Here is a 13,790-nt window from a genome sequence, read left to right on the forward strand (position 1 = left end):
AGCACCGCACTGCGGCATAAATAGCTACCATTCGCGCCTATGGCGACGTTGAATAAGGTTAGGTCGCGAAGGTAGCCCCGCGAGTTCTAGCCGTGCCCGGATCGCCCAGACCTGTTTTGGCAAGAGTGGACGTTTTTGGCCGATGATACGCCCCTTGTTCCATGTTCGGCGTTTCGGGGTGACGGCGGGAAGTTGGACTCTTGGCATGATTTGCCCTCCGATCCTCCCTCCGAACCCAATCACCAGCGCCATGCTGGCAGTGGGATTGTATCGTCCTTGGCAGGGTTGGTTTTCAAAGCCGACCGACTGCGGTGGTGCTGCATGCGCAGTCGGCGCTGTGAGATGGGATGGTTGCCGCCCTCCCCAGACGGCATCGCAATGTGCCAAAGATGTGGTCGTACACGGCCACGATTGAGAGAGGACGGCAATTTGATTGATACAATGATCGGTGTGGACTTGGCAAAGAATGTCTTTCAACTCCATGGGGCTTCGCTGACAGGGGAGGTCAAATTTCGGAAGAAGCTCTCGCGGCCTCAGTTTCGAAAATTCATGGAAGCACAACCCGCAAGTATTGTGGTGTTTGAAGCGTGCGGCAGCGCTCATTTCTGGACGCGGGAGATGCAGCAACTTGGACATCAGGCAAAGCTAATCGCCCCTCAATATGTGAAACCGTTTGTCAAACGGCAAAAGAATGACGCGGCTGATGCTGAGGCGATTGTCATTGCGGCGCAGCGCCCGGAGATGAGGTTCGTGGAACCCAAAAGCAACGCGCAAATCGCGCGAAGTGTTGTGTTCCGTTCGCGCGACCGCCTGGTGCACCAGCGCACGGAACAGATCAATGCGCTGCGATCGGTTCTATATGAACAGGGCCAGGTCTTCCCGACCGGCGTCCATCAGATGAAGAAGATTGCAGAGTTTCTGCAACAGGCCGACAACGGCTTGATTGCTTTGGTCCGGGAGGAGTGTGAGGAGCTGATCGCTTCAATTTCCGAACACACGACCCGGATTGATGCGAAGACGGTGAAGCTCAAAAAGCTATCGCAGCAGTCAGAGATGTCCCGACGGCTCCAGACGATACCCGGCGTTGGCCCGCTCACGGCCATGGCAATTGAAGCCTTCGCGCCGACAATGGATATCTTTCGATGCGGGCGAGACTTCGCCGCCTGGGTTGGGCTTGTGCCCAAGCAGCATTCATCGGGAGGCAAAGCGCGGCTCGGTAAGATATCAAAGGAAGGCCAGGTCGACATTCGCCGCCTTCTTATCATCGGTGCGATGACGCGTATCGCTTGGGTGGGTCGAAAACCTATTCAGGACGGCTCCTCGTTGGATCGCATGTTGAAACGCAAACCCAAGATGCTTGTCGCAATCGCACTGGCAAACAAAATGGCGCGAACTATTTGGGCCGTGCTGACGAAGCAAGAAGATTATCGAGATCCGGTGAAGACCGCAGCTGCCTGAGCATTAACAGGCGACGCAATCTGAAGCCGGAAACTGGGGGTGAGAAGACGATGACCTGAATGGGCAACATGATCGAATAGATCTAGGTTGGGAAAACCAGTTTTGGGCTCCGAGCCACGAGCTCGCCTGTGAGATTTGGACCCAATCCGCTGATCACCAGGCCGGCCCGCGGTTTCTGAACACGCCGCACTAAGAGCCCTGACAGAAGACCGCACTCGATCACCCTCCCTAACGGTCAAAAACTTCTTGCATCCCGGGCGGCAACCACAGAAGCCCAATGCGTGGTTTTTCTGCGCAATAAGGTAACGACTGCTTCGGGACGGCGTTCGAAATCTGAGTTCGAATGCAAATTTATTGAGAACTGGGTCGATTTATTTCAGTTTCAATCCTCGACAACAGGCAATTCCAGTACCAGCCTTTCACTGGCAGGTCGGGCGCAGCATAGTAAAACCTCACCTTCTTCGGGCGGGCTGGACGGCGGAGTGTCGTAGATCACGTCTCCTTCTGTCAGGCGGCAACGGCAGGTTTGGCAGAGCCCGATACGGCAGGCGTTCTCGGGTGACAGACCCGCCGCTTCGGCCAATTCCAGCAAGGTGGGGTTAAGGCCCGCGTCCCATGTGGTCGTCACGTAGTTAGGGACGAACGTGACCTCGGCTTCCTGCAGGACCGGTTCAACAGGTGCGCCTGTTTCGGTTCCATAGCTTTCGGTGTTGATCTGATGTGAATTGGCCTCCATCCCTTCGAGGGCGGCGCGCATGTCTGTCAGGAAAGCCTTAGGTCCGCAGATGAAATGGTCCATTTCATAGGGCGGCATGTCGATGCGCAGATCGCCGTCCATGATATGGCTGCCCTCGATCAGATCGACGATGTAATCAGCTGTCACCCTGCCGGACAAATCGAAACTGCCCTGCGCAATGTCGGCTTCGGTTGGTTGGCTGAACACATGCCGGATCTCGACATTTTCCAGGCCTTTGAACGCATCAACCTCGGCGCGTAGCGCCTGATCCTGACCGTTGCGCGCGCAGTAGACGAAATAAACGGGTGGCATGTGATCTCCACGGCCGATATGCGCCTTCAGCATTGACAAAAGCGGGGTTACACCGATTCCGGCGGCCAGCATCAAGACCGGTTTGAAACCGCCCCGATCCAGCACGAACCGCCCAAGCGGGGCGGATACCGCAAGAGCATCACCCTGTCTCAACGTCTCGTGCATGAAGGCTGTGCCAGGGCCATCACCCTTGCGAATGGTCAACCGGTAATGGGTCGGGTTTTCCTGAAAATCAGAGAGGCTCCAGACCCGGCGCCCTGTCTCGCCCAGATCAACCGACAGAAACTGTCCGGCATGATAGCCCGGCAGCGGCGGACCATTGGGTGCGACAAGATAGACGCTTTTGGTATCCGGGGTCTCATCGACTATTCGGTCCACACGCAGGTCGCGAAACCCTTTCCAGCGGTTTTTCTGCACCCGGTCGGCATCTCTGGCCGCATCAATCAGCCCGTCCAGCGCAAAACCTGCAATTTGCGACAGGCCGGGCAGAGATTTGATGCGTTCCAACTCCGCAACCGATGCACCGCCCGCAAAGATGGCCCGCGCGATATCAAGGATCAGGGTGCGGTTCCCGGTTGCCGGGATATACCGGATGTCGTCGCCCGCCTGAATGATACCGGTATTCTCAACGTTCAGGTAAACGCCACTTTGACCCGACAGGGCAAAGTCGCCGATAAAACTGTCAGGCTGGCCCAGCCGCCAGCACAGTTTGAAACAGGGCAGCCGGGGCCCGGCCACAGACAGCACCACCTGATCCCCGATTTCAATCCGGTCCCCGACCGCGAGATTGGCCTCATCCAAACCTTCAATGATTAGGTTTTCGGCAAATCTGCCGCGTGGCCAGTCGTCACCACACAGTTGTGACCTCCAACGATCATAGGTCGCGTCCGAAACGGCATAGATCGCGTCCAGATGAACCGCCACATCGTCCCCCTCCAACCCGTTTTCCAATACGCGGACCGGTCCGTGTACTTCTTTCTTCACATATGCCGTGGTGACATCATGTCCGCGGATGCTCTGAATTTGGCTGGGGCCAATGCAAATCGCCTGCAATTTCATCAATTTGTCTTTCACTTTGTATCGCCGTGGAACTCTGGTGGCACATATTTTCCGAATGGATTGTATTTTGTATCCCCATAGCCGAAAGCTTGGGGACCAACGACTTTCAGCGCCTTTTCGCTGCGCAATGCATCGCTGCACGCGATCGCCAGCGTCGTGACACGCAGACCGAACCGCAACTCTTCGCAGGCGACAGGTGCGGCGGTTTCGCTGTCCAACAGACAGATCAGATCGGGTACAACACAAAGAACCGTATGGCCGTCGCGCGCAATCAGATACTCGTTCTGAATGTCGATACTGACGGTGCGTGCGCCGCCCACCTCTGTGATCTCCATTTTCCCACGCGAGAACCCATCGACGGTTTCCCGATCCAATGCGGTGATCTTGCCGGTGATCAGTGCGGTCGCGCTTTCGGATCGCAACAATGCGGCGACGGGATCGGTATTGTTGGCGCGGGCACTCAACACTTCGTGTCCGATGCGCCAGGCATGGCTGATCGTGTGATGAATGGCTGTCCGTCCGATATCAAGACCATTGAACGGGCCGAAGCCGAACATGGACATACCACCCATGCTGATGGCGTTTGATCTGCAAAATGTCTCGAGCCAATCAACCGAGGCGCCCTTGGGATAAAGAACAACGTTGCCCTTGTCATCCGCCTGCGCGGCCGGGAACAGGTCCAGCCCGTTGATGTACAATGTCGTCATTGGAACTTCGGGAAAGGCGCGGCCCATGCCGTCGCAATCCACCACGGGCAGGCCCATATCGGCGGCAACAACCATATGTTCCAACCCATTGGCCCCGCCAACTTCGTCGCTCATCAATGCTGTCACCGTTCGTCCGGTAAAGCGTTCCAGTGCCGTGATGACCTCACCGGCTTCGGAGCCGGCGAAAGGTTTTTCGTGCCAGACAGTCGGCGCGCCAAGCGCACTGAGAGGCAATACCCAATCATCAGAGGTTAGATCCCGAGGCGAGATCACCCGGATTTCTTTACCCGCCCGCAAGGCGGCTTTGGCCCGCAATTGCACCAGATGAACTGCACCCCCGCCGCCAGTGCCCAGAATGCCCGCCCCCAAGGCGATGCAATCAATATCGCATTCCGTCAAAGACCAGACCGTCATTTCGCCAGTTCCCCCACGGCCTTGACGCGAATGCGACAGGCATCTTCGGTCAGATAGGCCAATGCCATATGCTCGATGTCCAGAATCTCGATACTTTCGGCCAGAGCGCCTGCATCAATACAGGCCTGGTGCGCCTGCTCTTTTACCTCTTCCACCGCGGCGCTGCGTGGACGGCCATTCAGTTTTAATGTGCGATCAACTTCACCAGATACCTGCGACATGGCTGCGCCAACGGCATTGGCTGCACCAAAGTGTTCCGGGCGCAGGATGCGCGATGCCCCTTCGATAGGGTGATGTACAAGTATTGATCCGCCCCCTACCAGAATAACGGGTATTGGATCGGCGGACAGGCGCACGCGATCCACCATGTCATCGATAATACCTCGCATCTGTTGATCAACCTGGGCAACCAGCGATGCGTCCAAATCCACAGGCTGGCCAAACGCAACCTGCCCAAGGGCCGCGACAATGTCTGTCGCGGTAGTGGTGTCGCCACCAAAACATAAGGCTTTTTCCATCAAAGCGTGCCCCACTGAATCTGGCCCGACGGACACCGCATCAGAGCGCACGATGCTACCCCCCCCCAACCCAACAGAGTAGACATCAGGCATGCGAAAATTGGTGCGGACACCGGCCACTTCGACCACGGCGGAGGTTTCACGCGGCATGCCATTCATCAGAACACCCACATCAGTTGTGGTGCCGCCAATGTCCACTACAATTGCGTTTTCGATGCCTGACAGGAAGGCTGCGCCCCGCATTGAATTCGTTGGGCCAGACGCGAAGGTCATGACGGGAAATTCCCGCGCCCGCGCCGCCGACATCAGAGTGCCATCGTTTTGTGAGATATAGAGCGGGCAATCCAATTCAATCGCCTGAAGCGAAGCCTCATAGGCCGTAATGGCATGTGCGCTTAGATCACGCAGGCAGGCGTTCAGGATTGTGGCATTCTCCCGCTCCAGCAATCCAAGCCGTCCAATTTCGCTGGAGATCGAAACATACGCATCGGGCATTGCGTCCTGGACAATGGCACGTGCTTCGGCTTCTTGCTCGGGGCGCAGGGCGGAAAACACTCCGGTTATCGCGACCGAGAGCAGCCTTTTGTCCTGCATCTGGGCACAGGCATCCCGCAGGGCGGCTTCGTTTAGCGGCTCAATAGCGCGCCCATCAAATTCAAAGCCGCCGGGCAGCAGCTTGGCATAATGCCCGACTTTTTCAGCCAAGTCCTGCGGCCAGCCACACATCGGCGGCGCCGATCCCGTGGCCTGGCCGCATAAACGCAGTATGCCGACAGGCATCAGGTTGCGATGCTCAATCAGCGCATTCAGAAAATGCGTCGTACCAAGCATCACTGCTTCGATATCGCCCGGCATTGCACCCGACTGAGAAATCACATCACCGATTGCGCCGGAAATACCGCTGGCCACATCGGGTGTTGTTGGATGCTTGGCCGTTGCCAGCACCGTATTTCCGTGCAACAGCACAGCATCGGTATTTGTCCCGCCAACATCGACGCCAACACGCAGTTGCGTCATGTACATTTTCCTTGCTTAATCCGTTTTCGTAAATCGTCAGCAGCGCGGCTCTTGAAGCCATAGAGCTTCAGTACGGCCATGTAGAATTCTTTCTTGATGTCGCGAATGCCGGGAATCGCCGAAATTTCTTCTATTTTCTGCATTGCCTCTGCGCGCGACATTGGCGGGAAAGCGACGGCTACATCATGATCGGTTCCCATATATCCGATCCATTCAACATTTGGATTGTCGATCAAGGTATCAGCAACCTCTGCTATTCGCCCCGGTTCAGTGGTGATGCGCAGCTCGACTGAAACTGTGTCACCCAGCGCAACGGGATCAGGGATCGCAGCCATAAATACCAATTTTTGTTCGATCAGGGCATTCAGGCGATTGCGAATCGTTCTCTCAGAAACGTCGCCAATGTTGTTCGCAATTTCCGAAGCTGACCGCCTGCCATCACTGGCAAGCATCTCAACAATCTGGCGGTCCAGTGTGTCGAATGTCTCTGGTTTTCCCATTATTTACACCACATGCGTTCCGAAACAGAAATATCTCCGAGTCAATATTACCAAAAAAGAAAATAATAGCAATATTTTTTCCATTATGGTACTCTCGCAAAAAGCCTGCAAGATGCAATAACCATCATGTGATGGATCGCAAGGGAGGAAGCGATGAAAAGCACAAGAATTACCAGACGAGGATTTGTAAAAACCGCCGTATTGTCCGCTGGTGCATTGGCATCTCCGGTCTTTTTACGCCGGGCTTATGCGGCCACACCTTTGTCCGTAGGGACATTCGGCGGCTACTTCGAAGAGCAGGTAAAAGAAAAAGTTCTTCCGCTCTTTACCGAAGCAACCGGTATCCCGACACAATCCATCCCGATCAGCTCTGGTGCGCCGTTCTTTAATGGAATGCGTCCTGCGGTCGAAGCAGGTGACCCGCCCATGGACGTGGTCATGGCCGGTGGCGGCGAAATCATCAAGTTCAACGAGCTGTTTCATCGCAACGACGCTTCGGCACTGCCTAACAGTTGGCACCTCGGGGACGGTTTTGTCTCTGCGGATGGCGATGGCAGGGTCTATGCCGTGGCCGTTCTGGCGTGGTATCAGATATTTGCGCAGAACACCGAGTATTTCCCCGACCCGATTCAGTCTTGGGCCGAGATCTGGGACCCTAAATTTAATAACTCGCTGGCGATTGCCGACGACATCACCGACAACGGCCTGCTTGAGATCACAGCGCACACGTTCTTTGGCGGAGATGAGGCGCTCAACACCAAGGAAGGCGCCATGGAGGTCATGAAGAAAGCGCTGGAACTGAAGGGCAACGTGACGTTGTGGTATGGCGATGAGGGCCAGTTCGAATCCGCGCTCAAGACAGGCGAAATTCCGGCAGGCACGTATTATCATGACGTCGCTCAACTGCTGATCGCGGATGGATTCCCGATTGCGTCGGTCTTTCCGAAAGAAGGCGGGTTGATTGATTTTGGATCATGGTCGATACTGCGAAACTCTAAAAACATCGACGCTGCACAACAATTCCTGAACTTTTGCTGCGACCCCAAGGTGCAGGGCGACATGAGCCGTGGAATTGGTACGGCACCCGTTGTCAGCCAGGAGGCCGCCGGAATGACAGACGAAGAATTTGCGCTTGTGTCCTCGCCGATCGAACCAATCTTCCCCAATTACAAATTCCAGGTCGAGCTTGCCGATTGGGCAAACGAAGAATGGAACAAAATGCTGGCCGCTGGCTAGGAAGGCAATACTGATGGGCGTGCAAGCGCCCATCACGCCGATATGGAAGCTTCCCGATATGACTGAACTTAGCCTACAAGGTGTCGCCAAGAGTTTTGGCACGTTTGCCGCAGTACGTGAAACCGATCTTGCCCTGCAGGATGGCAGATTTGTGTGTTTTCTCGGGCCATCGGGCTGCGGGAAAACGACATTGCTGCGTTTGATTGCGGGGCTGGAAACGCCGTCATCGGGGCGCATTATGCTCGGCGGCAAGGACATCACGGCACTGCCTGCACACAAGCGCAACGTTGGTATGGTATTTCAGTCGCTGGCGTTATTCCCGCACCTGAACGTAGGACAGAACATCGCGTATGGCATGCAGATGGCCGGTCAGGATCGGGCCGCGAGCATGGCCAAAGCGGGTGAATTGCTGGACCTGGTGCAATTGTCCGGTTACGCCGACCGCGCCGTTTCAGCTTTGTCCGGCGGACAAAGACAACGGGTTGCAATCGCCCGTGCGCTGGCGCTTGAACCGCAGATTTTCCTGCTTGATGAACCCCTGTCGGCGCTGGATGCAAACCTGCGCGAAGAGATGCAGGTTGAATTACGTCAGTTGCAACAACGCCTTGGGGTGACGACAATCATGGTTACTCATGACCAATCCGAGGCTATGACCACCGCCGACACTCTGGTCGTCATGAACAACGGGAAGATAGAGCAGGTCGGCGCGCCGCTTGAGGTTTATCAGAACCCCGCAAACGCTTTTGTTGCCGGGTTTGTCGGCAGCAACAACCTGATCCCGGGCAAGGCGCAGGGGCAAACGGTTCAGGCGTTGGGCACAAGGTTGAAATGCGACCACGCTGCGGATGGGGATGTGACACTGTCCATCCGTCCCGAGCATCTGGACATCACCGACACCCCAGGTAAAAACTGCGTCGAGGCCCGTGTCGAATTCCTGCGTGACCTCGGCTTCGAAGTCGAAGCTTTTTTCTGCGTCGGAGACGAACGAGTTTCGATAAAATGGGTTCCGAAAGGCGACCCGGACCTGGTGCAGGGCGACGTGAAATACCTGCATTTCCCGGCCGACAAGATAAAGCTCCACGTGTCATGACCCTCTGGCGAAATAGCATCCTGAGCCTTGCCGCGATCTTTCTGATTGCCGGTTTTCTAGCGCCAATCGCGATCATGTTCGCAACCTCTTTCTATCATCGGACAACCACGCATTACGTGCCGGGGTTCGAGTTGACGCATTATCTGCGCGCTTTCGATCCGCTGTATCTTGGGGCCATGTGGAACACTTTTCGTCTTTCGTTTCTGGCCGCGACAATTGCAATGATCATTGCGTTTCCCTTCACATTCTTCATGGCGGCCACGTCACGGAAACTGCAAACGGTGGCGCTGGTGCTAGTCCTTAGCGTACTATCCCTGTCCGAGGTAATCGTGGCCTTTTCCTGGTCCACGGCGCTGTCGCGGTCTGCCGGCATCAGCAACCTGCTGGTCTGGTTCGGTCTGATGGACCGTCCTGCCTCATGGGCGCGCGGCCTGCCTGCCGTTGTTGCCGCGCTGACCTATTTCAATCTCTCATTCGCGATTCTGATGCTGTATCCCCATTGCTCGCGGTTGGACAATTCCTACGGCGAGGCCGCGCGGGTGATGGGGGCTTCGCCCCTGCGGGCGTTCTTCAATGTCATTGTGCCGATCTTGCGCCGCCCGCTGGTTTCGACATGGATTGTGCTGTTTGTCTTTAGCATGGGCGCAGTGGCCACGCCGATCTGGTTGGGACGCCCGCAGGAATGGATGCTGGCGGTTCATATCAGCCAGCAAGCGCTGGAACTGGGGAACATGCCCTTTGCGTCGGCCCTTGGCGTCGTCTTCCTAAGTGTTGCCATTATTCTGGTGGCTGCCGTGAACAAGCTGGGGAACAAGCCATGACGCGCTTGCTGAAAATCGGGTTCTGCGCTGCCTTTCTGGCGATCCTGATCATGCCCTTGATCATCGTGATCGGCGTGTCACTAAACGAAAAGCGGGTGCTGTTCTTTCCGCCCCGGGGGATTTCCGGCCAGTGGTATGCCGAACTGTTTGTGAATCCCGGATGGTTTACCCCCCTTGTCACCAGCCTGGGTATCGCCACAGCGGCAGCCGCGGCTGCCGTGCTGATTGCCCTGCCCATCGCTTATTATCTGCGCATGCAGAAGGTGTTTTATGCCAAAGCCCTGTTTGGTCTGGGGTTGATGCCCTTTGCCTTTCCACCGGTCATCACCGCCATGGGCATGCTGCTGTTCTGGGTCGGCTTGGGTCATTTCGGCCAGCCGGACAATATCGTGATCGGCCATGCGGTTTTCCTGGTGGCCCTGCCATTGACCATGGTCTCGCTTGGATTTGAAGCCATTGATGAGGAGGTGCTGGAAGCGGCGAAAACGTTGGGGGCGGATCGTCTACGCATTTTCACGACTGTGGTCTTCCCGTTGATCCGACCGTTCCTGATTTCCGGATTTGCCTTTGTGTTTGTTTTGTCCCTGAATGAATTCGTCATTTCATTTTTTTTAGGGCAATCCCGGGTAGTCACACTGCCGGTCAAGATATTTTCAAGCCTGCGCAGTGGTTACTCACCAAGCGTCGCATCAGCCTCAGTGCTGTTTATCGCGATTTCTTTCGTATCCTTTGGATTGATCGGTGTATTCGGCAATCTTACGCGACTAATGGGGGCATACGAGGACAAGTGAATTGGATGTCGTATTTTCTTGGAATAAGTTACTGACATACAGTTAGGGTTTGGACTCAATTGATCCAGCATCTGATTGCGAAGATGTGGAGCATTGAGAGGAAGTTTTGTTTCAGCTTTTCGTATCGTGTGGTCAGTCTTCGCATGTCTTTCATCCTGCAGAAGAAACGCTCGACAAGGTTGCGCTGTGCGTAGATGCCGGGATCATGCGGGATGGGGATGCGGGCGTTTGATTTGGTGGGGATGACAGCTATAGCGCCCTCGTCTGCGATGGCTTGACGGATGGCTTTTGATCCATAAGCCTTGTCCGCGACGATGGTTGCGGGCCGTTTGCGCCAGCCTGTGAAAGCCAGGAACGTTTTGCTGTCATGGACCTGCGCGCTGGTGATTTCGATGCGCAGGGGCCGCCCGCGCTAGTCTACCGCGGCGTGAACCTTTGAGCCGCGACCGCCGCGTGAGCGTTCAATACCTTGCGCCAGTTCCCCCCTTTTGCGCCCGCCGCCGCGCGGTGCGCCTTGATGATGGAACTGTCGATGAAGATCAGCGCATCGTCGCATTCGGTGGCCAGGGCCTCAAGAATATCGCGCCACAGGCCGCGATCGCCCCACCGGACATAGCGATTGTAGGCTGTCGTCGGCGAGCCGTACCTGCCGGGAAAATCCCGCCACGGGGCTTCGGTGCGTAGGATGTAGAAATGCCGTCCAGGATCTTGCGGTCATCCCGCCGCTGCGGGCCACGCCCCTGTTTGGGTAGATTCGGCTGGATCGCAGCCCATTCCGCATCGCTGAGGTCAAATCTTGCCATAACACACCTGTTTTACGCAGGTGAATCACGACCAAGCCTTATCTGCAAGATACTGAATTGGGTTCAGACCCTAGTCAAATACAGCCGACATTGAAGAAACTCACCCGAACGGCGGCAAAGTCCGCATCTCACCAGTTCATGCGCAGTGTAGCGATGGTCGGCTAGCGACGACCACGAGCAGACGAATGTCTTCGTCCTTGAATCGGTCACATAATTCCGCTTGGTCGCTATATATGGGCAAATACGACAACCCAGAATTAATCTTGCCAATAGTATGACTGTAACACCGCCTGAACATGCACTAGCCTTCGCCAGGAGCGACTGCGGATTGTCTGGTCGAAAGGGAGAGGTATGGGGAAATCAGCGGTGCGGAACATGGCGGCAGAATGGCCGATAGCCCTGATTTGGCTATCCTATGTGTTCATGACACAGGTCGGTTCATTTCTGAAACCGAACGCGATTGGCGTAGTTCCATCTTATATCGTGCTCGCCTCCATATTCGGTATCATGCTATTAGCCGTTTTCCGCGTTGTTCACCACGCCGAGTGCCTTGCCGAGATTTTCGGGGAACCTTTTGGAACTCTGATCTTAACACTGTCAGTAATCGGTATCGAAGTCGCGGTCATAACTGCGGTGATGTTGACTGGCGACAACAACCCAACCTTGGCCCGCGACACAATGTTTTCTGTGCTCATGATTGTCATGAATGGTCTCGTTGGACTGAGCCTGTTGGTGGGTGGATGGCATCATGGCTTGCAGGTATTCAATCTATCAGGCGCAAATGCCTATCTCATCGTTCTCTTGCCGGTTGCGGTAACTGGATTGGTCTTGCCAAGCTTTACAATTTCAGAACCCGGAGGTGCGTTATCGCCTCTACAAACCATATTTCAGATCACTATTTCGCTTGTTCTTTATGGGGTTTTTTTGTTGTTTCAAACGGTGCAAAACCCAATGGCATTTCAGCAACCACGACTTGATGTCGATCAACCTGAACAGCTCCATTCAGACCATCACTGCCTGGACATACGGGGAAAATATTATCACGCGGTTGGCTTGGCCCTTACCTTGATCCCACTCGTGTTGATGTCAAAAAAACTCGCGGTCTATGTAGATTTTGGCATCGATCAAGTGGGCGCTCCGGTTGCACTCGGAGGCGTCATTGTCGCAATCATGATTTTAACCCCCGAAGCGCTGGCGGCTCTTGATGCAGCAAAACACAATCAACTCCAGCGCGCAGTGAATATCTGTCTCGGCTCTGCCCTAGCGACAATCGGGCTAACGGTCCCCGCCGTCCTTATTGCCGGAGAAATTGTCGGGTTGCCTGTAGAACTGGGTTTGGATTCGCCAGAGATAGTTCTGTTGGCGCTGACGTTGTCGATTAGTATCGTAACATTTGCTGGATCGCGGACAAACGTCCTTCAGGGGGTTGTACATCTGGCCGTATTCTTGGCCTATGCCATACTAATTTTTGACATCTAAACTGCACAAAAAGCGGTTGCTCTAAGCCAATTTCTGAATATTCGCGAAATTGATTTTGGCAGTCGAAGCCCAATTCTTGCGGGCTTCACAACTGAACTGTAGATCCTGCGCATGTTCTTTGGGACACGCCGCGGATGCATTGGGCTGGTCTGAGCCCAACTTTACCAAATGCTGCGGAAACGATGAACAACTGTTGTCAAAACGTGGTGATGTTCAGTCGCGCGTTTCCATCACAACGATCATTAGGGTTTCTGGCATCAGGGCTTCGTACATATGCGGCCGGTCGGCGGGGTAACGGTAGTAGTCTCCCGCGTTCAATGTCTCTTCGGCGCCAAGCGGTCCAACCTTGGCTTGGCCGACGCAGAGGATGGCGTGCTCAAAGGTCCCGACCGGATGTGGAGTGGATCGACGGATGGTGCCGGGTTCAAGGTCCACGCGGTAAAGATCGCGTCGCGTTCCTGGGGGACAATTGGCCAACAAAGTTGTCTGATAACTTGCATGATCTGATCCAACTGCATCGCCTTCATCAGCGCGAACAAGACTAACATCGGGCTTGTTGACCTCAAACAATGTAGAAAATGTGACCTCTAGCGCTGCGGCAATAGCCCACAGGGTTTCAATGCTTGGATTTCCCTTTCCGGATTCCAACTGCGATAAGGTAGATTTCGCGAGGCTTGCTTTCCCCGCCAGAGCTGAAAGGCTCAGACCCTTGCGATTGCGTTCTCTTTGAATTGCGTTGGCAATCAGATCGTTGGGAGTCATGCAAGCCACCATAAAGAACGATTGTATTTTTTAGCGAACGATTATAGGTTCACTACAGTGAACAGTGTTCGGTATAAAAGGTCAATC

At 55.0% G+C, this 13,790-nt stretch carries 13 protein-coding genes and 1 pseudogene; 6 read left to right on the top strand and 8 right to left on the bottom strand.

The genetic code is table 11. The annotated features are described in order from the left end of the window. Positions 1-38 precede the first annotated feature (38 nt). Positions 39-207 (bottom strand): annotated as a pseudogene (locus tag D9K61_RS27575) (integrase); the annotation flags it as partial. 234 nt (positions 208-441) lie between these two features. On the opposite strand from D9K61_RS27575, the gene D9K61_RS13545 reads away from it, so the two are divergent. Then, complete coding sequence (locus D9K61_RS13545) at positions 442-1,458, top strand: IS110 family transposase (RefSeq protein ID WP_120633753.1); 1,017 nt, start codon at positions 442-444, stop codon at positions 1,456-1,458. 382 nt (positions 1,459-1,840) lie between these two features. Here the strand turns inward: D9K61_RS13545 and D9K61_RS13550 are convergent, their stop codons facing one another. Genes D9K61_RS13550 through D9K61_RS13565 form a run of 4 tightly spaced genes read right to left on the bottom strand, consistent with a single transcriptional unit; the run spans position 1,841 to position 6,721 of the window. Next, positions 1,841-3,580, bottom strand: a complete 1,740-nt coding sequence (locus D9K61_RS13550) for an MOSC domain-containing protein (protein ID WP_120633754.1) — start codon at positions 3,578-3,580, stop codon at positions 1,841-1,843. After that, positions 3,577-4,686 (bottom strand): DUF917 domain-containing protein, encoded by a 1,110-nt coding sequence (locus D9K61_RS13555; RefSeq protein ID WP_120633755.1) that lies wholly within the window; start codon positions 4,684-4,686, stop codon positions 3,577-3,579. The genes D9K61_RS13550 and D9K61_RS13555 overlap by 4 nt, the downstream gene beginning before the upstream one ends. After that, positions 4,683-6,221: a hydantoinase/oxoprolinase family protein gene (locus D9K61_RS13560; protein ID WP_216825805.1), complete on the bottom strand. Its 1,539-nt coding sequence runs from the start codon at positions 6,219-6,221 to the stop codon at positions 4,683-4,685. The genes D9K61_RS13555 and D9K61_RS13560 overlap by 4 nt, the downstream gene beginning before the upstream one ends. Beyond that, entirely contained in the window at positions 6,218-6,721 is a 504-nt protein-coding gene (locus tag D9K61_RS13565; protein ID WP_120633756.1) for an Lrp/AsnC family transcriptional regulator, read from the bottom strand. The genes D9K61_RS13560 and D9K61_RS13565 overlap by 4 nt, the downstream gene beginning before the upstream one ends. A 153-nt stretch (positions 6,722-6,874) precedes the next feature. Between D9K61_RS13565 and D9K61_RS13570 the strand changes: the two genes are divergently transcribed. Genes D9K61_RS13570 through D9K61_RS13585 form a run of 4 tightly spaced genes read left to right on the top strand, consistent with a single transcriptional unit; the run spans position 6,875 to position 10,659 of the window. Further along, positions 6,875-7,957, top strand: a complete 1,083-nt coding sequence (locus D9K61_RS13570) for a PotD/PotF family extracellular solute-binding protein (RefSeq protein WP_120633757.1) — start codon at positions 6,875-6,877, stop codon at positions 7,955-7,957. Between the two features lie 58 nt (positions 7,958-8,015). Continuing rightward, on the top strand, positions 8,016-9,047 hold the full coding sequence (locus D9K61_RS13575) for an ABC transporter ATP-binding protein (protein ID WP_120633786.1): 1,032 nt from the start codon (positions 8,016-8,018) through the stop codon (positions 9,045-9,047). Then, positions 9,044-9,868 carry an ABC transporter permease gene (locus D9K61_RS13580; protein ID WP_162946881.1) on the top strand — a complete coding sequence of 275 codons (825 nt, stop codon included), beginning with the start codon at positions 9,044-9,046 and terminating at the stop codon, positions 9,866-9,868. Before D9K61_RS13575 ends, D9K61_RS13580 begins: the two co-directional genes overlap by 4 nt. Continuing rightward, positions 9,865-10,659, top strand: a complete 795-nt coding sequence (locus D9K61_RS13585) for an ABC transporter permease (RefSeq protein WP_120633759.1) — start codon at positions 9,865-9,867, stop codon at positions 10,657-10,659. Before D9K61_RS13580 ends, D9K61_RS13585 begins: the two co-directional genes overlap by 4 nt. Before the next feature lie 55 nt (positions 10,660-10,714). Here D9K61_RS13585 and D9K61_RS27870 read toward each other — a convergent pair whose 3' ends face one another. Together D9K61_RS27870 and D9K61_RS27875 are read right to left on the bottom strand one after the other, a co-directional pair. After that, positions 10,715-11,059: a transposase gene (locus D9K61_RS27870; RefSeq protein ID WP_120633760.1), complete on the bottom strand. Its 345-nt coding sequence runs from the start codon at positions 11,057-11,059 to the stop codon at positions 10,715-10,717. A 17-nt stretch (positions 11,060-11,076) separates the two neighbouring features. Next, on the bottom strand, positions 11,077-11,346 hold the full coding sequence (locus D9K61_RS27875) for a transposase (RefSeq protein WP_120633787.1): 270 nt from the start codon (positions 11,344-11,346) through the stop codon (positions 11,077-11,079). Positions 11,347-11,837: 491 nt separating this feature from the next. Between D9K61_RS27875 and D9K61_RS13605 the strand changes: the two genes are divergently transcribed. Continuing rightward, positions 11,838-12,941, top strand: a complete 1,104-nt coding sequence (locus tag D9K61_RS13605; RefSeq protein WP_216825806.1) for a calcium:proton antiporter — start codon at positions 11,838-11,840, stop codon at positions 12,939-12,941. Between the two features lie 213 nt (positions 12,942-13,154). Here the strand turns inward: D9K61_RS13605 and D9K61_RS13610 are convergent, their stop codons facing one another. Further along, a complete protein-coding gene (locus D9K61_RS13610; protein ID WP_120633763.1) occupies positions 13,155-13,703 on the bottom strand; it encodes a helix-turn-helix domain-containing protein in 549 nt (182 codons plus the stop codon). Positions 13,704-13,790 lie beyond the last annotated feature (87 nt).

Origin of the sequence: Ruegeria sp. EL01 (genome assembly GCF_900313035.1) — a bacterium.
Taxonomy (GTDB): domain Bacteria; phylum Pseudomonadota; class Alphaproteobacteria; order Rhodobacterales; family Rhodobacteraceae; genus Ruegeria.

Bases quoted from the DNA above. Each gene is read 5' to 3' on its own strand.
- D9K61_RS13545 (WP_120633753.1), top strand. From the start codon at position 442: ATGATCGGTGTGGACTTGGCAAAGAATGTCTTTCAACTCCATGGGGCT.
- D9K61_RS13555 (WP_120633755.1), bottom strand. From the start codon at position 4,686: ATGACGGTCTGGTCTTTGACGGAATGCGATATTGATTGCATCGCCTTG.
- D9K61_RS13560 (WP_216825805.1), bottom strand. From the start codon at position 6,221: ATGACGCAACTGCGTGTTGGCGTCGATGTTGGCGGGACAAATACCGAT.
- D9K61_RS13565 (WP_120633756.1), bottom strand. From the start codon at position 6,721: ATGGGAAAACCAGAGACATTCGACACACTGGACCGCCAGATTGTTGAG.
- D9K61_RS13570 (WP_120633757.1), top strand. From the start codon at position 6,875: ATGAAAAGCACAAGAATTACCAGACGAGGATTTGTAAAAACCGCCGTA.
- D9K61_RS13575 (WP_120633786.1), top strand. From the start codon at position 8,016: ATGACTGAACTTAGCCTACAAGGTGTCGCCAAGAGTTTTGGCACGTTT.
- D9K61_RS13580 (WP_162946881.1), top strand. From the start codon at position 9,044: ATGACCCTCTGGCGAAATAGCATCCTGAGCCTTGCCGCGATCTTTCTG.
- D9K61_RS13585 (WP_120633759.1), top strand. From the start codon at position 9,865: ATGACGCGCTTGCTGAAAATCGGGTTCTGCGCTGCCTTTCTGGCGATC.
- D9K61_RS13605 (WP_216825806.1), top strand. From the start codon at position 11,838: ATGGCGGCAGAATGGCCGATAGCCCTGATTTGGCTATCCTATGTGTTC.
- D9K61_RS13610 (WP_120633763.1), bottom strand. From the start codon at position 13,703: ATGACTCCCAACGATCTGATTGCCAACGCAATTCAAAGAGAACGCAAT.